Origin of the sequence: Acidovorax sp. sif0632 (genome assembly GCF_019218805.1) — a bacterium.
Classification (GTDB): Bacteria; Pseudomonadota; Gammaproteobacteria; order Burkholderiales; family Burkholderiaceae_C; genus Acidovorax; species Acidovorax facilis.
In genome coordinates, this window is sequence record NZ_JAHUWW010000006.1 from 39068 (window position 1) to 61105 (window position 22038).

Consider the following 22038-nt stretch of genomic DNA (forward strand, 5'->3'; position numbering starts at 1 on the left):
TCCAGGCCCTGCTACCGCGCAGACCCCTTCGGGAGACGGCAATGACCTCTACACCACGCACACGCACCCGGGTGGCACAACTGGCACTGGCAGCCGTTGCCGCGCTGTCCACCCCCGGCGCCTGGGCGGCAACCTGGGTGTATGTCGCCAACGCGGACAGCCAGGATGTCTCGGTGCTGGAACTGGACCGCAACACTGCCACGCTCAAGCCGGTAGACACCGTGCCGCTAGGCGGCACCGCCATGCCGATGGCCGTGAGCCCGGACAAGAAGGTGCTGTACGTGGCGTTGCGCTCGCAGCCTTTCAGGGTGGTGAGCCTGGCGATCGACCCCACCAGCGGCAAGCTGCGCAAGCTGGGCGAGGCCCCGCTGGCCGACAGCATGGCCAACATCGACACCGATGCCACGGGGCGCTGGCTGTTTGCGGCGTCCTACCCCGGCCACAAGATCACGGTCAACAGCATTGGCAAGGATGGGGCGGTGGGTGCGGTGCAGCAACTCATCCCCACGGCGCCCCACGCGCACGCCATCCACGCCGATGCGGCCAACCGCCATGTGTTTGCCACCAGCCTGGGCGGCGACAACCTTTCGGCCTGGCGTTTTGATGCCGAGAGCGGCAGGCTGACCGCCCATGAACCCGCGCTCACGCAGGTGACTCCCGAAAAATCCGGCCCGCGCCACTTTGTGTGGGATACCGCCCAGCGCACCATGTATGTGCTGAACGAGCTGGATGCCGCCGTGCATGTGATGGCCTACGACAAGGAGCGCGGCACGCTGCGCCCGGTGCAGCGCACCACGGCACTGCCCGCAGGCTTTAACGGCAAGCCCTGGGCCGCCGACATTCACCTGTCGCCCGACGGCCGCACGCTGTATGCGTCCGAGCGCACCTCCAGCACGCTGAGCAGCTTTCGCGTCGACGCTGCCACCGGCCAGCTGCAGCCGCTGGGCCAGGTGCCCACCGAGAAATCACCGCGCGGCTTTGCGGTGGACCCGTCAGGCCGATTTTTGATCGCGGCGGGGCAGGAGTCGCACCACATTGCGCTGCACCCCATCGGCCCGGCCACCGGCATCCCCGGCACACCCACGCGGGTGCCGGTGGGCAAGAGCCCCAATTGGGTCGAGATCGTCGATCTGCCCTGAGCGTCCATTGCATTGCACGCGCCAGCCGCACCGGCTTGTTTGCGCTCCGTTTTTCTATCGCCGTTCCGTTCACCATCCACAAAACACCCAGGAGACATCACCATGCAACGCAGAACCCTCATCCACACCGCCGCCCTGGCGGCCGCAGCCTTCAGCACCCTTGTCAGCCTGCCCGCCACAGCCCAGGGCACCTGGCCCACCGGCAAGCCCATCACCTACATGGTGCCGTTTGCTGCAGGTGGCACCACCGACACGCTGGCGCGGCTGATTGGCCAGCAACTGGGTACTGCCCTGGGCACCACGGTGGTGGTGGAGAACAAGGGCGGCGCGGCGGGCAGCATCGGCTCTGAAGCTGCTGCGCGCTCTGCGCCCGATGGCTACACCCTGCTGGGCGGCACCGTCAGCTCGCACGCCATCAACGTGAGCCTCTACCCCAAGCTGGGCTACGACCCCATCAAGTCCTTCAGCCCCGTCACGCTGATCGGCACCAACCCGGTCGTGCTGGTGGTGGCGGCCAACAGCCCTTACAAAACCCTCAAGGACGTGCTGGCGGGTGCGAAAGGCAAGCAAGGCGGCCTGTCGTCGGCCTCGGCCGGCACAGGCAGCTCGCAGCACTTGGCCGTGGAGTTGCTGGCGTACAAGTCGGGCGTGAAGTTCACTCACATCCCCTACAAGGGCAGCGGCCCGGCCATCCAGGATGTGATCAGCGGCCAGGTGGACATGATGTTTGACACCACGGTGGTGGCCGCGCCGCACATCCAGAGCGGCAAGCTGCGCGCCATTGCCGTCACCTCGCCCCAGCGCCTGGCCTCCATGCCCGACGTGCCCACCGTGGCCGAGTCCGGCGTGGCAGAACTCAAGGACTTCCAAGTGCAGTCCTGGCAGGCCATCTTTGTGCCGGCTGGCACGCCCACGCCCGTGGTCACGCGCCTGCACGACGAGATCCGCAAGATCCTGGCCCAGCCGGACATGCAAACCCGCCTGAAGGGCTTTGGCATGGAGCCCGCCGACATGACCGTGGCCCAGATTGCTGCGTTCCAGAAGGCCGAAGTCGAGAAGTGGGCTCAGGTTATCAAGGCCGCCAATATCAAGGTAGATTGAACGCCTGCCTAACTCTGATCTCCCTGTGAAGACTTTGCGGAACCGCCTGCGGGCTGTTCCGCTTTTTTATGGTGTCAGCGCATGCGAGTTGGTCAGCCGGTGGCGCTGCCGCTGCCGTCCGCAGAGCGCGCGGTCAGCAGAAAGTCGGGGTGCTGGCCGGTCAGCAGCAGGAACATCGCAAACACCGGCCCCTGCATGTTGCGCTCGTCGCTCATGCTCTCCAGCGCCTGCCAGGTGCGCGACTGCACGCCGCCCCGGCTGCCGGTCTGCAGCGGGTAGCCCATGAGTTCGGCCGCCTGGGCCTGGCTCAGCCCGGCGGCAGTGCGGGCGGCCTTGAGCTGATCGCCGGTGGGCACAGACATGGCGAGAGCGAGGGCAGGGCGTGGCGGCTGGGACATAGGATTGCTATAAAAGTAGGAGCTATTTGGTCTTGGTGGACGAGCGCAGAGGCCCATTTTTACCCAAAACTGCGCGCCAACATCAGGGTGTGGTGCTGGTGCGTCACTGGACAAATTGGTGGGGTGCGCCTCTGGGGCATGGCGGGGGGCCGCTCCTAGAATTCGCTCGCACTTGACGAAAGACAACACCACAACACGCCGCGCACCCAGCGGCATCCGAGGAGGGACCTGTGAGCTACACCATCCAGATCTGGGAAAAGCCCGTCGATTGGCCCTGGCCCACCACCAAGGCCGAGGCGGACGCACAGTACGAGCGTGCGGAGGCGGGCCCCCAGGTGCCGATGAACCCCAAGTTCGCGGCCTGGGCCCAGGCCGTCGAGCAGCGCTCTCCCGGGTTCTGGGACATCTACCTTGGTGGCCCTGAAATGACCGACCCCACCTGGGGCGTGGGCATCAACACCCGCGCTTCGGATTGGGGCGCTCCGTTTGACGATGGCTGGGAGCAGGCAGTGCGCCTGGGCCTGAACCTGTACGACCCGCAAAGTGGCGTGCACTATCTGGCCAATGGCGATGCCCCGGAAGAGCCCGACCTGCAAGTGCGCCATGCGACGCGAGCCCGCCAGGCGGGCGACGACGCCACCGCCTGGGCCGAATACCGCCACTGGGCTGCGCGCGGCAACCCCCACGCCCTCTACGCCCTGGGCCGTGCGCTGCGCTTTGGCACCATGGGCCAGCGCAGGCACTTCGACCTGGCGGCCGCGCTGCAGTTGATGGGTGCCCACGACGCAGAGACCCGCAAGGATGCCCAGGCCTTCTATGGGCGCTTTCCGGAACAAGCCAAGGAGCGTGTACAGGCACTGATGGTGCGACTGAAGGCTGCCCCTGGGGAGCAATTGCTGCGCATCGTAAACGAAGAGCGCAAGGCGGTGGACGACGCTGTGGCCCGCTGCGAACAGTTGGCGCTGTACTCGCGCAGGCGCATTGAAGCCACCGACGCCCTGGAGCCCGCCGCAGCACAGGGGCATGAGGTCGCGGCTTTCCTGCACGCGCTGGATGTCGTGATCGGCTGGGAGCAGCCCAACTACGAAAACGCCCGCACCTGGTGCCAGCGTGCGGCCGAATGGGATTACGAGCCCGCCAAGCGCCTTTTGGCCGTGATGCACGAGCGCGGCTGGGGTGGGCCAGTGGACACGCAGCAGGCCGCGAAGTGGAACACCGCCGCGCAAGAGCAGCGGCAGCAGGCGCTGAAAAAGAAGCAGGCCCAGGAAGCGTCAGAATCGCCGGGTGGCCTGAGCCTTGCGCCCATGACCCCGGCCGCGCCTGCGCCGGCGCCGGTGGTGTGGACCGGCAACCTCCTGCGCGACCTGCCGGGCTGGTACGCCCGCGAGGGCGATCCGCACGCCGCGTTTCACCTGGGCACCAGCGACGAACATGGCCGCTATGGCGGCCCCGTGAACCTGGCCCAGGCCCGCGCCTGGTATGCCCAGGCGGCCGAGGCAGGCCACGCCGACGCCACGTACAACCTGGGCACCTTCGTCGAAAGCGGCAAGGGCGGCCCCAAAGACGCAATGGTGGCCAAGGCGTTGTTCATGCTGGCCAATACGCGTGGCACCACCATGCAGATTGCCGACCTGCGCATCAAGCCACAGGACCAGGGGCCTGTGCGGGCGGTGGTGACGGCCTTGCGCGAGCCGGGGCGGCTGCGCGCCGTGCTGCAGGAGCGTGGGCTGTCGCCCAGCATCGCAGCGCCTGGCGCCTCGTCATCTGCCGCAGTGGCTGGTGCAGTTGCTGCAGGACTGTCCGCCACGGAGTGGGGGCGGGCCGATGGTGCCCCTGCAGCCCCCGTAGCGCCTGCGCGTGCCCAGCCTTCCCAGCCGCCGTCGCCCAGCCGCTCGCGCAGCCGGGTGGACGATGAGGAGGAGGAAGACGACGGGCACAGGCACGGCGCACAGTCCTCGTTTTCCCTCCACCTGGGCCATGTTGCGCTGGCCATCGGCGTCGCCAATGCCGTGCTGCTCATCGCCTTCTTCAAGCCCGGTGCGAGCTTCCGCATGGGCATGTTTGGCCTGGGACTGGTCGCAGCCTTTGGTGCCTGGCGCACAGCGCGCGACTTTGACTGGTCGCCCCTGGCGCGCGCTGTGGTGGCCGTATTGGCCGCAGTGCCGATGGTGGGCATGGCCGTATGCCTGGGCCTGCTGTTCAAGGCGGTGCGCGAGCGCGGCTAAGCGCGTTCTTGACCGGTCGTTACCTCGTGCGCCAGCATCTGCGCAAAGTACGACTCGGGCTGGATGTTGGTGTAGTTAGGAATGTCTGCCGACAGCTCGGCCATCGTCGCCTTGGCTGCCGTTTGGGCCTGCTTCAGGTCGCTGAAGAATGCGTTGGTGAGCGCCACCACCTGGCCCGGGGGCGGCTCGCCAGGGTAGAGAACACGGTCGCTCTCCAGCCGCACCAGGCCCAGCGGCTGCAATGCGGCGCGGGCGATGCGCATGTGCTCGGAGTGGTAGTAGTCGTGGTTGAAGGTGGCGCCTTCACGCCAGCGGTAAACGGCGGTGACTTTGATCATTGGTGCGATTCCATCCGGTGGTTGAAACCCGCCACCGTAGGGACAACACACCCGCCGCACAGCCGCGTGCGCGACAGCGTGTCGCCCATGTGGCTCGCATCCGTCCTCGCCGACTCAGTCTTCTTCCGATTCGCCCAGGAACCCGCCGCTCTGGTGCCCCCACAGCCGGGCGTACACGCCGCCCTGGCCCAGCAGCTGGGCGTGGGTGCCTTCTTCGACGATGCGGCCTGCGTCCATCACGATGAGGCGGTCCATGGCGGCAATGGTGGACAGGCGGTGGGCAATGGCGATCACAGTCTTGCCTTGCATCAGCCCGTCCAGGCTTTGCTGAATGGCGGCTTCGACCTCGGAGTCGAGCGCGCTGGTGGCTTCGTCCAGCAGCAGGATGGGCGCGTCCTTGAGCATCACGCGTGCAATGGCCACGCGCTGGCGCTGGCCGCCCGAGAGCTTGACGCCGCGCTCGCCCACATGTGCCTCGTAGCCGGTGCGGCCCTGCAGGTCGGTGAGCGTGGCGATGAAATCCGCCGCCTCGGCGCGCTCGGCCGCCTGGTGCAGGTCGGCCTCGCTGGCGTCGGGGCGGCCGTACAGGATGTTGTCGCGCATGGAGCGGTGCAGCAGCGAGGTGTCTTGCGTGACCATGCCGATGTTGCGGCGCAGGCTGTCCTGCGTGACATGGGCGATGTCCTGCCCGTCGATCAGGATGCGGCCCGACTGCACGTCATGAAAGCGCAGCAGCAGGTTGACCAGCGTGGACTTGCCCGCGCCCGAGCGGCCAATCAGGCCGATTTTCTCGCCGGGGCGGATGGTCAGGTTGAGCCGGTCGATGACCGGGCGGGCCCCGGGGCCGCTGCCGTAGGCAAAGGTCATGTCCTCAAAATGCACTTCGCCCTGCGTCACAACGAGTGGTTTAGCGTCGGGCGCGTCCACCACGGTGCGCGGCTTGGTCAGCGTATTGATGCCGTCCTGGATGGTGCCCACGCTCTCGAACAGGGTGGTCATCTCCCACATCACCCAGTGGGCGTGGCCGGACACGCGCAGGGTCATGGCGGTGACGGCGGCCACGGCACCGGCACCGACTTCGCCCGCCGACCACAGCCACAGCGCGGTGCCGCAGGCGCTGAGGATCATGGCGACCACCAGGATGTGGTTCACGATCTCGAACCGGCTCACCAGGCGCATCTGGGCATAGCCCGTGAGCTTGAACGCGTCCATGGCGGCACGCGCAAATTCAGACTCGCGCCGCGTGTGCGAGAACAGCTTGACGGTGGCGATGTTGGTGTACGCGTCGGTAATGCGCCCGGTCATTACCGAGCGCGCATCGGCCTGCGCCTTGCCCACCTTGCCCAGGCGCGGCACAAAGTACCAGCAGGCCAGGCCATAGGCCACCATCCACGCGGCAAAAGGCGCCAGCAGCCGCGCGTCGAACCCGGCCAGCAACACGAGGATGGTGACAAGGTAGATGCCCATGCCGATCACCACGTCGGTGGTCGTGAAGATCATGTCGCGCACGGCAAGGGCCGTCTGCATGATCTTGGTGGTGATGCGGCCCGCAAACTCGTCCGCGTAGAACGCCATGCTCTGGCCCAGCATCAGCCGGTGAAAGTTCCAGCGCAAGCGCAGTGGGAAGTTGATGGCCAGCACCTGGTGCTTGATGCTGGTCTGCACGGCCACCAGCAGCACCGAGGCCAGGAGCAGGGCGGTGATGCCCATCAACTCTCCTTTGCGCTCGGCCCACAGCGCACCCGGGGCCGTGCTGGAGATCCAGTCCACCACATGGCCGAGCACCGCAAACAGCAGCGCTTCATAGATGGCAATGGCCGCAGACAGGCCTGCCATGGCTGCTACATAGCCACGCAGGCCACGGGTGCCATCCCACACAAAGGCCATGAAGTCTTTGGGGGGCAGGTGAGGTTCGGCGGGGGGATAGGGGGGAAGGCGGCTTTCGAAAAAACGGAACAAAGTCAGAACTCCTTGTCCACCATGGTACGTGCGGTGGTACCGCTCTGTGGCGCCCGGCCGCAATGCACTCAGGACCATGAGGGTCAGCCCCATGGGTGGGGAATTGGGGTAGGAGCAGGCCCCTACGCCGACGGTTTGTAGACCACGCGGATGCGCGGCACTTGCTTCACGCCGGGCTGTTTGGTCAGAAAGCCGTACAGAAACTCGGTCAGGCTTTTTTCGCACAGCGCCAGCACGGCCGGATCGGACGCCATGGCCTCGCCCTGCTGGCGAGCGCGTTTGGCGGCCTCCTGGCTCAGCTTGATGACAGCGCCCTTGTTGTCGGTCAGCAGCCCGCCCGAGAGGATGCGGTGCTTCAGGTTGGTAACGGCTGGTGCGGCCACCAGCGCGGGGCGGTGGATGTGCACCTCGATGCCGCCGTTGGTGGCGTGCAGCTCGTAGCTTTCGGGGCGCAGGTCAAAGCCGAAGGCGTATTCGGCGGTGTAGGTGATGGCCACTACCCCGGTGGATGCGATGCCCAGCACCGATTTTTCGATGATCTGCGTGGCGCCTTCTTCGCGGACCACGGTGGCGGCGAGCAGCTTCATCTGCTCGGCCAGCGTCTGTTTGCCTGCGGTGAGGTAGCTGGTGTAGCGGGTATAGCCCAGCAGCGCATTGTTGAGTTCGGACACTTGGCGCTGCAGTTGTGCCGTTTGTGCCAGGGCACTGTCAACGCGGTGCTGCGCCCACCAGCTGGCCGCGCCTGCGGTGAGCAGGCACACGGCCAGGGCCGCACAAGAGATCCAGGCAATGCGTTTCATCAATGGGGTACAGCGCAGGGCGTGTGGTGGCCAACAGGTCGCTTGCGGGCGCCCACCGTTAGACGAGCAGCGTGACCACCACGATCACCACGCCCAGGGCCAGATTCACGCCCACCCAGCTGCGGATGCTGCCCAGGGCCTTGCCGCCGGCGGGCCAATCCGATGCAGCCACCGCCCGCTGCAGGCGTCGGAACAGCGCAAACCGGATGTGCCCGAAGATGACCATCATCGCCAGGCCCAGCGTGGCCATGATGGTCCAGTCCAGTGGCATGGCAAAGCTGCCCCCGGCCTGCACCGTTTGTTTGGCCACGCGGCCGATCATCCACAGCCCGCTGCCCAGCACCACCAGCACGGACACCCCCACGGCGGCGAAAAAGCGCTGCAGCACATCGTGCATGAGCCGCACGCGCTGCGGGGGCTCCAGCGACTGCGCTGCGGGGCGCAAAAAGAAATGGGCAAACACCATGCCACCGATCCACACGATGATGGACAGGACATGGGCGAGCTGGAGCGCGTTGTAGAGCATGGCGTGGAACGTTTGGAATAAAGGGTTTGGGTGGAAGTAAAAGAGAGAGGGCGCGGCGGGTCTGCTTAGCAGGCTGGCGGTGCGGCAACCAGCGTCAAGGCACCAGCCCATCCCGGGGTGAAGCCACCCGCACCTGGTTGCCGCCGCTTTTCTTGGACAGGTACATCGCCTCGTCGGCATGGCCCAGCAACCGGTGTTCTTCGCCCCCATGCTCGGGGTAGATGGCCACGCCGATGCTCGGCTGGATGCTCAGGCGGATACCTTCCAGGTCAAATGGCTGGCCGAAGGCTGCCAGGATCTTGTCGGCCGCTGCGGCGGCGTGTTCGCGGGCATGGCCGCCTTCGAGCAGCACCACAAATTCGTCGCCGCCCAGGCGCGCGACGGTGTCCGAGCCGCGCACGCACTCCAGCAGCCGCTGGGCCACCCGCTGCAGCAGCAGGTCGCCCATGGCATGGCCCAGGGTGTCGTTGACCTGCTTGAAGTCGTCCAGATCGAGGAACAGCAGCGACAGCAGGCTTTGGTCGCGCCGCGCGCGGGCCAGTGCGGTCTTGAGTCGGTCCAGAAACAGCTGGCGGTTGGGCAGGTGCGTGAGCTGGTCGTACTGCGCCATGTGCTCCAGGCGCTCATGCATCTGCTTGCGCTCGATGGCGGCTGCGACCTGGGTGGAGACAAACTGCAGCAGCTCCTTGTCTTTTTCGGTGTAGCGGGCCTGCTCGGTGTAGCTTTGCAGTACCAGCGCACCGATGGCGCCTTTCTGGGTTTGCAGCGGCACGCCCAGCCAGTAGAGCGGTGCGTGTTCCTGGGGTAGCTGCCGACGCAGTTGCGCGGCGCGGGGGTCGGCGTTGTCGGGGGTATCGGGCGTCAACAGAAGGGTGCTGCCGCTGTGGATCACCTCGGCACACAGCGCATCCTGCACTGGCGCCGGGGGCGTGGGGGCGGCGCCCGGTTCGTTGACGTGGTACGGAAAACTCAATGAATCACTGCAGGCGTCGTAGAGCGCGACCGCGAAATTGGTGGCAGGCAGCAGGCGCCCGATGATCTGGTGGATGTGCTGGAACAGCGCCTGCAGGTTGTGTGTGGTGTGAGCGGCTTCGGAGATGGCATAGATCACCGCCTGCATGGACTCGGTGAACTTGCGCTCGGTGATGTCGTGCGCCACCGCCAGCCGCCGCTGCTTGTCAGGCAACCAGCGCGCAGTCCAGCGGACGTGCGCGATGGAGCCATCCTTGCGCACATAGCGGTTTTCAAACTGCAACTGCAGATGGCCATCCATCACACGCTGCGCCTGGCTTTGGGTGACGGCCAGGTCTTCGGGGTGCACCAGGTCGAACATGCGCTTGCCAATGACTTCCTCGGGGGCGTAGCCAAAGATGCGCTCGAACGCCGGGCTTACAAACTCAATGGTGCTGTCCACATGGACGACGCAGACCGCGTCGAGCAGCAGGTCCACCACGTTCTCAGAAGGGATGCTTTGCATGAAGGGAAGCGCGCACAAGGTGCCAAGAAGACCCATTGTGCCGTGCGCCCCCTTGTTGTGCGGCATGGATGCAGCCCGCAACCCAAGGGATATCCATTAGGCGGTTGCTGAATGCTATCCAATTAATAGCTGTTAGCGCTTGTGGTTAAAGCGCTGGATGCACTTTTTATGTGTACTTTTCTTCCAGCGCATCCCAGGCCATTTTTTGCACCAGCCGCTGGCGCTCGGCAAACGGCGCCACCAGAGCGGGGTCTTCATCAATGCGTTGGGTGTCGCGCAGCACGGTCAGCGCCTTCTGCATGCCCGCCACCGCGCCCTGCAGCGCGGCGTTGGCGTACAGCACCAGGCCGTAGCCCAGGGCGGCCAGTTCTTCAGCGTTGGTGATGGGCGTCTTGCCGCCGATCACCATGTTCATCAGTTGGGGCGCGGCCAGCCGCTGGGGCAGGGCGCGGATCTCGTCCAGCGTGGTGACGGCCTCCACAAACAGGATGTCCGCGCCCGCCTCCTGAAAACGCTGGGCGCGCTCCACTGCCGCTTCAAAGCCCTGGGTGGCGCAGGCATCCGTGCGTGCCAGGATGAGGGTGCCTGCGTCGCGGCGCGCGTCCACGGCGGCCTTGATCTTGCCCAGCATCTCGTCGGTGCTGATCACCTCCTTGCCGCTGAAGTGCCCGCAGCGCTTGGGGCTGACCTGGTCTTCGAGCTGGATGCAGTCGGCACCAGCGCGCTCCAGTGTTCGCACCGCATGGTAGGTGTTGAGAGCGTTGCCAAAACCGGTGTCGGCATCGACGATGAGCGGCAGCTCCACCGCGTCGCGGATGCGGGCCGTGTGGTCTGCAATGTCGGTGAGGCCCATGAAGGCCTGGTCGGGCAGGCCGAACCACATGTTGGTGACGCCCGCGCCGGTCACGTAAATGGCTTCAAAGCCCAGGTCGGCCACCACGCGGGCGGAAAGCGCGTTGAACGCGCCGGGCACGATGACACCCCGGCGGGCGTGGGCCAGGGCCTTGAGTTGTTGTTTGGTGTTCATGAATTGCAAGGGACTTGATTTGCTACTGTTTTTGTAGCTGTTAAGGCTTTATGGACGGGCGGAAAGGGCCAAAAAATCAAAAAATACCGCCGGGCACACGCACCCAGCCTTCCATCAGGATGCGGGCGCTGCGGCTCATGAGGGCCTTGGTCACTGTCCACTGGCCGTCGGTCTGAACTGCCTCGGCCCCCACACGCGAGGTGCCCGAAGGGTGGCCAAACCGCACGCTGCTGCGCACGCCCCCGCCCGCTGCCAGGTTGACCAGCGTGCCTGGGATGGCTGCCGCCGTGCCAATGGCCACCGCCGCCGTGCCCATCATGGCGTGGTGCAGCTGGCCCATGGAGAGAGCGCGCACCAGCAGGGCGATGTCCTTGGCGTCAATGGCTTTTCCGCTGGAGGCCGTGTAGCTGGCAGGCGGCGCGACGAAGGCGATCTTGGGGGTGTGCTGGCGCATGGCGGCCTCGCCCAGGTCACGGATCAGCCCCATGCGCAAGGCGCCGTGGGCGCGGATGGCCTCGAAGCGTGCCAGCGCCGCCGCATCGCCATTGATGGCACCTTGTAGCTCGGTGCCGGCGTAGCCCAGCTCTTGTGCATTGAGAAAGAGGGTGGGAATGCCCGCGTTGATCAGCGTGGCGGCAAAGCTGCCGACGCCCGGGACTTCCAAGGTGTCAACGACATTGCCAGTCGGGAACATGGCGCCGCCTTCATCCCCATCGTCGGCGGGGTCGATGAACTCCAGCGCCACCTCGGCCGCCGCAAAGGTCACGCCATCCAGCTCAAAGTCGCCCGTCTCCTGCACCTCCCCATGGGCAATGGGCACATGCGCCACGATGGTCTTGCCGATGTTGGCCTGCCAGATGCGGATGGGGATGGTGCCGTCCTGCGGAATCCGCGCCGCATCGATCAGCCCCATGTGGATGGCGCAAGGCCCCACCGCGGCCGAGAGGTTGCCGCAGTTGCCGCTCCAGTCCACGAAGGGCTGGTCGATGGATACCTGGCCAAACAGGTAGTCCACATCGTGTCCTGGCCGCGTACTGCGCGACAGAATCACCGCCTTGCTGGTGCTCGATGACGCATTGCCCATGCCGTCGATCTGCTTGCCGTACGGATCAGGGCTGCCCAGCACGCGCAGCAGTAGGGCGTCGCGGGCGGGGCCGGGTTTTTGGGCGGGGGCGGGCAGGTCTTCTAACTTGAAGAAGACACCTTTGCTAGTGCCGCCACGCATGTAAGTGGCGGGGATTTTGATTTGAGAAGGATGGTTGTTCATGGTGTTCCTCCCCTCGCCCCTTGTGGGAGAGGGGCCGGGGGAGAGGGGGTGCCCGCACGCACAGCATTCCAGATGCTTTCCAGCACCGCATCCGTGTTGTGCAGGATGTCGTTGTTCCAAAACCGCAGCAGGGTGAAGCCCTGGCTGTGCAGCCAGGCGTCGCGGGCAGCGTCGTGCTCCGAATCCACATGCTGCCCGCCATCGGCTTCCACGATCAGCCGCAGACCGAAATGCACAAAGTCCACGATATAGGGGCCGATGGGTTGTTGGCGGCGGAACTTCTGGCCGTCCATGCGGTGGGCACGCAGGTGCCTCCAGAGCAGCTGTTCGGCGTCGGTCATGTTCTGGCGCAGGGTTTTGGTGAATTGGCGTTGGTCCATGGGTAGGCCCCCTCTCCCCCGGCCCCTCTCCCACAAGGGGCGAGGGGAGCAAGATAAATAGCAGCGATTGTCATCGTGCGCGAGCCCCTCTCCCCTCGCGGGAGAGGGGTTGGGGAGAGGGGGCGACCCCAGCCCGCGCCGCCAAAAAATCCTGCGCAAAACGCTGCAGCACACCACCCGCCGCGTACACCGAAACCTCCTCTGCAGTGTCTAGCCGACAGCGCATGGGCACTTTCACCACCTCACCCAGCTTGTGTTGAACAACAAGCATCACCGTCGCACCGGGCATCAGATCACCCTCCACGTCATACACCTCCCTCCCATCCAGCCCCAGCGTGATGCGATTGACCCCCACCTCAAACTCCAACGGCAACACACCCATCCCGATCAGATTGGTGCGGTGAATACGCTCAAAGCCCTCGGCAACCACCACCTCCACCCCCGCCAGCCGCACACCCTTGGCGGCCCAGTCGCGGCTCGACCCCTGGCCGTAGTCGGCACCGGCAATGATGATGAGCGGCTGGCGGCGGTTCAGATAGGTTTCCATGGCCTCCCACATGCGCATGACCTGGCCTTCGGGCTCCACGCGGGCGAGCGATCCCTTTTTCACTTTGCCATCCACCACGGCCATCTCGTTGACGAGCTGCGGGTTGGCAAACGTGGCGCGCATGGCCGTGAGGTGGTCGCCCCGGTGCGTGGCGTAGGAGTTGAAGTCCTCCTCGGGCACGCCCATGCGCGCCAGGTACTCGCCCGCTGCACTGTCCGGCAAGATGGCGTTGGATGGCGACAGGTGGTCGGTGGTGATGTTGTCGGGCAGGATGGCCAGCGGGCGCATGCCCCGCAGGGTGCGCGGGTGGGCGGCCAGTGCGCCGATGCCCTCGGTGTCCCAGTAGGGCGGGCGGCGGATGTAGGTGGACTGTGGGCGCCAGTCGTACTGGGGCGACACGCGGGGGCCTTTGTCATGCCGCAGGGCGAACATGGGTTCGTACACGGCGCGGTACTGCGCAGGCTTCACGGCAGTCTTCACCACGGCGTCGATTTCTGCGTCGCTGGGCCACAGGTCTTTGAGGCGAATCGCCTGGCCGTCCACCACCGCCAGCACGTCTTTTTCGATGTCAAACCGTACCGTGCCCGCAATCGCATAGGCCACGACCAGCGGGGGCGAGGCCAAGAAGGCCTGCTTGGCATAGGGGTGGATGCGTCCGTCGAAATTGCGGTTGCCCGAGAGCACGGCGGTGGCGTACAGGTCGCGGTCAATGATCTCCTGCTGGATGGCAGGGTCGAGCGCACCCGACATGCCGTTGCAGGTGGTGCAGGCAAAGGCCACGATGCCAAAGCCGAGCTTTTCCAGGTCGGCCAGCAAGCCCGCTTCCTTCAAATACAGCTCCACCGCCTTGGAGCCGGGCGCCAGCGAGGTCTTGACCCAGGGCTTGCGCGTGAGGCCCAGCCGGTTGGCGTTGCGCGCCAGCAGCGCTGCGGCGATCACGTTGCGCGGGTTGCTGGTGTTGGTGCAGCTGGTGATGGCGGCAATGACCACGGCGCCATCGGGCATCGTGCCGTCCTGCGGTGCGGGCATGGCCCAGGGGCCCGCGATGCCTTGGGCGGCCAGGTCGGACGTGGCAACGCGCGCATGCGGGTTGGAAGGGCCGGCCAGGTTGCGCACTACGCTCGACAGGTCGAACACCAGGTTGCGCGCGTAGACCGCATCTTTGAGGGTGTCTGACCACAATCCCGCTGCCTTGGCATAGGTCGCGACCAGCTTCACTTGTTCCGCCTCGCGGCCCGTCAGCGTCAGATACTCCAGCGTCTGTTCGTCGATGCTGAACAAGGCCGCCGTGGCGCCGTATTCGGGAGCCATGTTCGAGATGGTGGCGCGGTCACCAATCGTAAGCCTGGGCGCGCCTTCGCCAAAAAACTCCAGGTAGGCGCCCACCACCTTGGCCTTGCGCAAAAACTCGGTGAGCGCCAGCACCACATCGGTGGCGGTGATGCCGTCCTGGCGCTGGCCGGTCAGCTCCACGCCCACAATCTCGGGCAGCCGCATCATCGATGCACGCCCCAGCATCACGTTCTCGGCCTCCAGGCCGCCCACGCCGATGGCGATCACACCCAGCGCATCCACATGCGGTGTGTGGCTGTCGGTGCCCACGCAGGTGTCGGGGTAGGCCACGCCCTGGTCGGCGTGGACCACGGGCGACATTTTTTCCAGATTGATCTGGTGCATGATCCCGTTCCCCGCCGGGATCACATCCACGTTGGCGAAGGCTTTTTTCGTCCACTCGATGAAGTGAAAGCGGTCTTCGTTGCGGCGGTCTTCGATGGCGCGGTTCTTGGCGAAGGCATCGGGGTCGAACCCGCCACACTCCACGGCCAGGGAATGGTCCACGATGAGCTGCACTGGCACCACGGGGTTCACCTGGGCCGGGTCGCCACCCTCGTTGGCAATCGCATCGCGCAGGCCCGCCAGGTCTACCAGGGCGGTCTGGCCCAGGATGTCGTGGCACACCACACGTGCGGGGTACCAGGGAAAATCACGGTCGCTGCGGCGCTCGACAAGCTGGCGCAGGCAGTCATCAATGGTGGCCGGGTCGGCGCGGCGCACGATGTTCTCGGCAAACACGCGGGCGGTATAGGGCAAGGTGGCCCAGGCGCCGGGTTGCAGGGCGTTGACGGCCTCGCTGGCGTCGAAGTAGTCCAGCTGCGTGCCGGGCAGTTGCTTGCGGTACAGGGTGTTCATGGCCATGGGGCTGGGTACTGGGTCGTCTTGGTTTTTATTTGCGGTCCTGGATTGGTACGAACGCCAGGTCTTCCGGCCCGGTGTAGTTCGCACTCGGCCGGATGATTTTGTTGTCCTGCCGCTGCTCGATGATGTGCGCCGCCCAGCCGCTGGTGCGTGCGATGACGAACAGCGGAGTGAACATGGCGGTAGGCACACCCATCATGTGGTAGCTCACGGCGCTGAACCAGTCGAGGTTGGGGAACATTTTTTTGACCTCCCACATCACGGTCTCCAGCCGCTCGGCAATGTCATACATCTTGGTGCTGCCAGCCTCTTGCGACAAGTTGTGCGCAACGCCCTTGATGACGACATTGCGTGGGTCGCTCACGGTGTAGACCGGGTGGCCGAAGCCAATGACCACCTCCTTCGCCTCCACGCGGCGGCGGATGTCGGCCTCGGCTTCGTCCGGGCTGTCGTAGCGCTTCTGAATCTCGAAAGCCACCTCGTTGGCACCACCATGCTTGGGTCCGCGCAGCGCGCCGATGGCGCCGGTGATGGCTGAATACATGTCGCTGCCCGTGCCGGCCACCACGCGGGCGGTGAAGGTGGATGCATTGAATTCGTGCTCGGCATACAGGTTGAGCGAGGTGTGCATGGCACGCTCCCAGGCAGCGCTGGGTTTGGTGCCATGCAGCAGGTGCAAGAAGTGCGCACCGATGGAGTCGTCATCGGTCTCCACCTCGATGCGACGGCCCGAACTGGCCCAGTGGTGCCAATAGAGCAGCATGGAGCCCAGTGATGCCATGAGCCGGTCGGCAATGTCGCGCGCACCCGGCAGGTTGTGGTCATCCTTTTCGGGCAGCGCACAGCCCAGGGCCGAGACGCCCGTGCGCATCACGTCCATGGGGTGGCTGGCGGCGGGCAGTTGCTCCAGCGCCTGCTTCACACTCATCGGCAGGCCACGCAGGGCCTTGAGCTTGGACTTGTAGGCCCGGAGCTCGGCGCGTGTGGGCAGCTTGCCGTGCACCAGCAGGTGGGCGATCTCTTCGAACTCGCAGACCTCGGCAATGTCGAGGATGTCGTAGCCCCGGTAGTGCAGGTCGTTGCCCGTGCGGCCTACGGTGCACAGGGCGGTGTTGCCCGCCGTCACGCCCGAGAGCGCGACGGACTTCTTGGGCTTGAAGCCCGGGGTTTCAACGGTGGTAGTCATGCGGTCTCCTGGTTTACATATGTGTTGGTGATGGCAGCGGGGCGGCCTTTGCCATCCACCGCCACCATTTCAAAAATTCCCTTCAGCACTTCGTCCTGGGGCGAGCCCAGCGTGGCGGCCAGACCGGTCACGCACACGGTGAGCGAGCTGCGGCCGACGCGGGTGACCCAGGCGCGCAGCGTGAGCACGTGGCCCACGGGCACCGGGGCCAGAAAACGCACGTCAGTCACGCCCGCCATCACCACATCGCGCTGTGCGGCGCCGCGCGCTGCCAAAAATGCCGCCTTGGCCATGAGCTGCAGGGCGTTGCCGCCAAACAGCGTGCCGTAGTGGTTGGCTTCGGCGGGGAAGACGATTTCCGTCAGCTCGACGGTGCCTTGAGGGGTTGTCATGATTCGCAATTTACGCACAATGACATCTCTCTGTAAGTCCTGAATTAGCGAATGATTGCGAATAAAAAAACGTCAATTTGCAAATATTGCGAATGATGGTGAAGGTGCTGCCAAGCACCACTGAGAAAGATGGAATGAAAAAAACCTTCATGGGTGTGCGCTTGCGCCGCCTGCGCGAAGAGCGCGGCATGACCCAGGTGGCGCTGGCCCGGGCGCTGGACCTGTCAGCCAGCTACCTCAACCAGCTGGAGCAGAACCAGCGCCCGCTCACGGTGCCCGTTCTGCTCAAGATCAACGCCGTGTTCGGTGTGGATGTGCAGCGGTTTTCTGACGACGACGAGGCGCGTCTGATTACCGGCCTTCGAGAGGTGCTGGCTGACCTGCCTGCGGGTGTGGGCGGGGAGGGCGCGGGCGATGCCGTCTCGCTGGCCGAGATCCGCGAGCTGGCCGCAGGCATGCCTGCGGTGGCGCGCACACTGCTGGCGCTGCACCAGCGGCACCGCCAGGCGCTGGAGCGGCTGGCGGCCCTGGGCAACGACCGCAGCGGTGAGGGCGTGTTGGCCCCGCACCCACCCATGGCCTATGAAGAAGTACGCGACTTCTTCTTTGCGCGCCAGAACCACATTGCCGAGCTGGACGACGCGGCCGAGCGATGTGCAGCCGACTGGGGCCTGCTGCCCGGCCGGGCCGATGAGGCGCTGGCCCAACGCCTGCTCGTGGCCCACGGGGTGCGCGTGCTGGATGTGGCCGACCTGCCCGGCCAAGCGCAGCGCGTGTTCCAGGCAGAGGCCGGGCTGCTGCAACTGGCGGCAGGGCTGGAGCGCGGGCAGCGCGCGTTTCAGATGGCGACACAGCTGGCGTTTCTGGAGCAGGGCGCCGAGCTGCAGCGCTTGGCCGACAGCGCCGGGCTGTCCAGCGACCAGGCCCGGGCGCTGGCGCGCATCGGTCTGGCCAACTACTTTGCGGGGGCGCTGGTGCTGCCCTACACGGCCTTTCTGCGGGCGGCCGAAGCGGCGCACTACGATATCGACCGGCTGGGCCACCAGTTTGGCGTGGGTTTCGAGACGGTGTGCCACCGCCTGTCCACCTTGCAGCGGCCCAGCGCGCGGGGCGTACCGTTCTTCTTCATCCGGGTGGACCGCGCGGGCAACATCAGCAAGCGGCAGTCGGCCACGCACTTTCACTTCAGCAAGATCGGCGGCACCTGCCCGCTGTGGAATGTGTACGAAGCCTTTGCCCAGCCCGGCCGCACCGTGCCGCAGGTTGCGCGCATGCCCGACGGCCGCGCCTACCTGTGGGTGGCGCGCACCGTGGCGCGGGGCGGGGGCGGGTGGGGTGTGCCGGGCAAGGAGTTCTCGGTGGCGCTGGGCTGCGACATCCGGCATGCGCCGCAACTGGTGTACGCACGCGGTCTGGACCTGGCCAACCCCGATGCGGCCGTGCCGATCGGCATGGGTTGCAAGGTGTGCGAGCGGGACGCCTGCCCGCAGCGGGCGTTTCCCCCCATAGGACGTGCGCTGGATGTGAACGAGAATCGAAGCCGCTTTGCACCGTACCCGGTGGCGGGCCGCCCGGGGCAGACACTCTCTTGACCTGGGTTATGAAAAACGCTCATCAATTCATAGCTGTCGACGCATGAGGGTGTTGCGCTGACGGCACTTTCTACCAAATAACTGATTGGTAACCAGTTGTTGTGCCGCCGCTTGCTCCAACGGATGGCAGATTGCCGCTATCCTGCGCTTTGCCCGAATCCTTGGTGCGGCTGCCATGGCACATACCCATAACGCAGGTACCTTTGTCCAGGCTCTGCTTTGATACCGAATGCCAACGCCCACCCGCCCCACGCCATGGCCCCACTGACGCAAAACGGTCGATACCGGCACTGGATGGCCGGGTTGGGCGTGGCTGTGCTCGGCGTGACGGTAAGCCTTTGGCTGGCCTGGCAGCAGGCCGACTCTGTGGCCCAGGTCGGGCGCGCGCGATTCATGCAGGAGGCGCGCGGGTTTGCCGATGCGCTGAGCCAGCGCATCGAAGGGCATACCGAAGTCGTCAACGGCCTGCGCGGCCTGTTCACGGCGAATCCCCACCTCACGCGCCTGGAGTTTGAGCGCGCGGCCAGCGACCTGGAGGTGGGCCAGCGCTACCCCGGTGTGCGCAACCTGTCGTTCACCCGCTGGGTGCCTGGCGCCGAGCGGGCCGCCTACGAAGCCCGCGTGCGTGCCGACACTTCGCTGACCTCCCAGGGCTACCCCAACTTCACCATCCGGCCGCCGGGCGAACGGGCGGAATACTTTGTGGCCGAATACCTGTGGCCCATGGCAGGCAACGAAGGTGTGCTGGGCTTTGACATCAGCAGCCAGCCCACCAACCTGGCCGCCATGCAGTACAGCCGGGACAGCGGCCACACCGTGGTCTCTGCCCCGTTTGATTTGCTGCAGGAAGAAACACACCGCCAGGGATTCGTGATCCGCGTGCCGGTTTTTGACTACACGGCGGGCACGCCGGAGCCTCGTTTTCTGGGGGCCGTGGCATCCACCATCCGGGTGTATGACCTGGTGCAGGCGCTGGGCAGCCAGGGCCTGCTCAACGGGATCGTTGTGTCCATGGCCGACCATGGTTCGGTGCGGGCAGGCTCTGCCGACTCCACGGTGCGGCCCTTGCTGGCACAGTCATCGGCGGCATTGCCGGGCGCGCAGCCGTTTGTGCGCGACCTGCAGGTGCATGACCGGCGCTGGCGACTGACCTTCTACCCGGCGCGCTCGTTCCTGTCGCCCTCCGAGGCGCGGCTGCCTGTGCTGGTGGGGCTGGGCGGTGCGCTGGTCTCCTTGCTGCTGGCGTCTACCGTGGGCCTGCTGGTGCGCCAGCGCACGCTGGCTCTCGCACGGGCCCAGGTGTCCGAAGATGCCCGGCGCGAAAGCGAAGAACGGTTTCATGCCCTGTTCAACCAGGCCAGCGTGGGCGTGGCGCTGCTGGACACCACCACCGGCCGATTTCTGCGCGCCAACCAGCGCTATTGCGACATTGTGGGCTACAGCCCTGAGGAGATGGCTGCGCTCCATGTCCAGGCCCTCATCCATCCTGACGACCTGGAGGCCGACACACAGCACCTGGAACGCCTCAAGAAAGGCGAAGTGCCCGAGTACCGGCTCGAAAAGCGCTACCTCCACAAGAGCGGGCACATCGTGTGGGTGGACCTCACGGTGTCGCCCATGTGGGTACCCGGGGCCCGGCCTGACCACCACATCGCGGTGGTGCAGGACATCACCGCGCGCAAGCGCATGGAAGACACCCTGCGCAGCAACGAGCACCGGCTGCGCGGCATCCTGGAACGCCTGCCCATGGGCCTGTGCCTGGTTCAGACCGACGGCCGCATCAGTTTTCGCAACGACCGCTACGTGCAGATCTGCGGCTACACGTCGCAAGACGTACCGGACGTGGAAACCTGGTGGCAGCGCGCTTACCCCGACGAATCTGAACGCACCGCTGTCCACGATGCCTGGCGCCAGGCCGCAAAGCAGGCCGTGGCGGGCGACGGGGTGATACCCGCCCGCGAATACACCATTCGCTGTGCCGACGGCACACGGCGGCCCGTCGAGGTGTCGGGAGTTGTGGTGGAGGGCGGGCACCTTGTCACCATGCAGGACCTGAGTCAGCGCAAGGCGGCCGAGGAAGAGATCAACAACCTGGCCTACTACGACCCACTCACCCGCTTGCCCAACCGCCGCCTGCTCATGGACCGGTTGCAGCAGGCGTTGGCCACCAGTGCCCGCCACCAGCGCAGCGGCGCCTTGCTGCTGCTGGATCTGGACAATTTCAAGACACTGAACGAAACCCGGGGCCACGACAGCGGCGACAACCTGCTGCTGCAGGTGGCCCACCGGCTGCGCAATTGCGTGCACGAGGACGACACCGTGGCCCGCCAGGGCGGCGACGAGTTTGTGGTGGTGCTGGAAGACCTGGGCGACAACCCTGAGGAGGCTGCGGCCCGCAGCGAAGAGGTGGGTCAGCGCATCCTGACCGCCCTGCGCGAGCCTTACGTGCTCAACGGCGCGGCGCACCACAGCTCGCTGAGCATGGGGGTCACCATTTTCAGCGGCATGCGCGAGACGGTGGACGAGCTGCTCAAGCGGGCCGACCTGGCGCTCTACCAGGCCAAAAATGCGGGCCGCGACACCCTGCGCTTTTACGACCCCCAGATGCAAGCTGCTGTCAGCGCGCGCGCCGCGCTGGAGCTGGACATGCGCATCGGCCTGGCGCAGGGCCAGTTCGAGCTGTACTACCAGCCGCAGATCGACCGGGGCCGCATCACGGGGGCCGAGGCGCTGCTGCGCTGGCGCCATCCCCGCGATGGGTTTGTCTCGCCTGCGCATTTCATCCCGCTGGCGGAAGAGACCGGCCTCATCCTTCCGCTGGGTGAATGGGTGCTCCAGGCGGCCTGCGCGCAACTGGCCCGCTGGGCGCGGCACGCCGACCTGGCGGGTTTGGGGCTGGCCGTGAACGTGAGCCCGCGCCAGTTCCACCAGGCCGGTTTTGTGGCCCAGGTGCTGGCAGCACTGGCCAGCTCAGGCGCGCAGGGGCCGCAGCTCAAGCTGGAACTGACCGAAGGCCTGCTGCTGCAGGACGTGGAAGACACGATCGAGAAAATGGGCCAGCTCAAGGGCTATGGTGTGGGCTTCTCACTGGACGACTTTGGTACCGGGTACTCGTCGCTGGCCTACCTCAAGCGCCTGCCGCTGGACCAGCTCAAGATCGACCAAAGTTTTGTGCGCGACGTGCTCACCGACCCCAACGACGCCGCCATCGCCCGCACCGTGGTGGCCTTGGGCACCAGCCTGGGCCTGCGCGTGATCGCCGAAGGTGTGGAAACCGAGGCCCAGCGCGAGTTTCTGGAGCGCCACAACTGCCATGCCTGGCAGGGCTACCTCTTCAGCCCGCCCGTACCCGTGGCCGAGTTTGAGGCACTGGTGCGCAAAACCAATGGGGTGGATGCGCAGGACCCGCAGGACGTACACGACGCACACGGCGCGTAACCCAGGAACGCTGCCCCCATCCGGCCCCGGGCCTTGCTGGCACTGCTGCA

General features: G+C 65.9%; 17 protein-coding genes. 5 read left to right on the plus strand and 12 right to left on the minus strand.

From position 1 onward, the window contains the following. Positions 1-41 precede the first annotated feature (41 nt). Together KW832_RS18310 and KW832_RS18315 are read left to right on the plus strand one after the other, a co-directional pair. Positions 42-1139, plus strand: a complete 1098-nt coding sequence (locus tag KW832_RS18310; RefSeq protein ID WP_218301160.1) for a beta-propeller fold lactonase family protein — start codon at positions 42-44, stop codon at positions 1137-1139. 102 nt (positions 1140-1241) lie between these two features. After that, positions 1242-2240 (plus strand): tripartite tricarboxylate transporter substrate binding protein, encoded by a 999-nt coding sequence (locus KW832_RS18315; protein WP_121506281.1) that lies wholly within the window; start codon positions 1242-1244, stop codon positions 2238-2240. A gap of 92 nt (positions 2241-2332) precedes the next feature. Here KW832_RS18315 and KW832_RS18320 read toward each other — a convergent pair whose 3' ends face one another. Next, positions 2333-2602: a DNA-binding transcriptional regulator gene (locus tag KW832_RS18320; RefSeq protein ID WP_255484928.1), complete on the minus strand. Its 270-nt coding sequence runs from the start codon at positions 2600-2602 to the stop codon at positions 2333-2335. Positions 2603-2868: 266 nt separating this feature from the next. Between KW832_RS18320 and KW832_RS25945 the strand changes: the two genes are divergently transcribed. Further along, complete coding sequence (locus KW832_RS25945; protein WP_218301159.1) at positions 2869-4863, plus strand: tetratricopeptide repeat protein; 1995 nt, start codon at positions 2869-2871, stop codon at positions 4861-4863. Here KW832_RS25945 and KW832_RS18330 read toward each other — a convergent pair. The 11 genes from KW832_RS18330 to KW832_RS18380 form a co-directional block, all read right to left on the minus strand. Then, on the minus strand, positions 4860-5201 hold the full coding sequence (locus tag KW832_RS18330) for an EthD family reductase (protein ID WP_218301158.1): 342 nt from the start codon (positions 5199-5201) through the stop codon (positions 4860-4862). The genes KW832_RS25945 and KW832_RS18330 overlap by 4 nt on opposite strands. A gap of 114 nt (positions 5202-5315) precedes the next feature. Continuing rightward, on the minus strand, positions 5316-7160 hold the full coding sequence (locus KW832_RS18335; RefSeq protein WP_218301157.1) for an ABC transporter ATP-binding protein: 1845 nt from the start codon (positions 7158-7160) through the stop codon (positions 5316-5318). Positions 7161-7282: 122 nt separating this feature from the next. Further along, complete coding sequence (locus tag KW832_RS18340) at positions 7283-7960, minus strand: hypothetical protein (RefSeq protein ID WP_218301156.1); 678 nt, start codon at positions 7958-7960, stop codon at positions 7283-7285. A 58-nt stretch (positions 7961-8018) separates the two neighbouring features. Beyond that, complete coding sequence (locus KW832_RS18345; RefSeq protein ID WP_121420245.1) at positions 8019-8486, minus strand: CopD family protein; 468 nt, start codon at positions 8484-8486, stop codon at positions 8019-8021. A gap of 94 nt (positions 8487-8580) precedes the next feature. Further along, entirely contained in the window at positions 8581-9963 is a 1383-nt protein-coding gene (locus KW832_RS18350) for a diguanylate cyclase domain-containing protein (RefSeq protein ID WP_121420244.1), read from the minus strand. 166 nt (positions 9964-10129) lie between these two features. After that, positions 10130-10990, minus strand: coding sequence for an oxaloacetate decarboxylase (locus tag KW832_RS18355; protein WP_218301155.1), 861 nt, complete (start codon positions 10988-10990; stop codon positions 10130-10132). 76 nt (positions 10991-11066) lie between these two features. Next, a complete protein-coding gene (gene prpF, locus KW832_RS18360; RefSeq protein ID WP_218301154.1) occupies positions 11067-12257 on the minus strand; it encodes a 2-methylaconitate cis-trans isomerase PrpF in 1191 nt (396 codons plus the stop codon). After that, positions 12254-12637 carry an endonuclease domain-containing protein gene (locus tag KW832_RS18365; RefSeq protein WP_218301153.1) on the minus strand — a complete coding sequence of 128 codons (384 nt, stop codon included), beginning with the start codon at positions 12635-12637 and terminating at the stop codon, positions 12254-12256. Before KW832_RS18365 ends, prpF begins: the two co-directional genes overlap by 4 nt. A 70-nt stretch (positions 12638-12707) precedes the next feature. Beyond that, entirely contained in the window at positions 12708-15374 is a 2667-nt protein-coding gene (acnD, locus tag KW832_RS18370) for a Fe/S-dependent 2-methylisocitrate dehydratase AcnD (RefSeq protein WP_255577851.1), read from the minus strand. Positions 15375-15408: 34 nt separating this feature from the next. After that, a complete protein-coding gene (gene prpC, locus KW832_RS18375) occupies positions 15409-16566 on the minus strand; it encodes a 2-methylcitrate synthase (protein WP_218301152.1) in 1158 nt (385 codons plus the stop codon). Further along, a complete protein-coding gene (locus KW832_RS18380) occupies positions 16563-16958 on the minus strand; it encodes an acyl-CoA thioesterase (protein WP_218301151.1) in 396 nt (131 codons plus the stop codon). Before KW832_RS18380 ends, prpC begins: the two co-directional genes overlap by 4 nt. Positions 16959-17092: 134 nt before the next feature. Between KW832_RS18380 and KW832_RS18385 the strand changes: the two genes are divergently transcribed. Further along, entirely contained in the window at positions 17093-18550 is a 1458-nt protein-coding gene (locus KW832_RS18385) for a short-chain fatty acyl-CoA regulator family protein (protein ID WP_218301150.1), read from the plus strand. 255 nt (positions 18551-18805) lie between these two features. Beyond that, on the plus strand, positions 18806-21988 hold the full coding sequence (locus KW832_RS18390) for an EAL domain-containing protein (RefSeq protein ID WP_255577831.1): 3183 nt from the start codon (positions 18806-18808) through the stop codon (positions 21986-21988). Positions 21989-22038 lie beyond the last annotated feature (50 nt).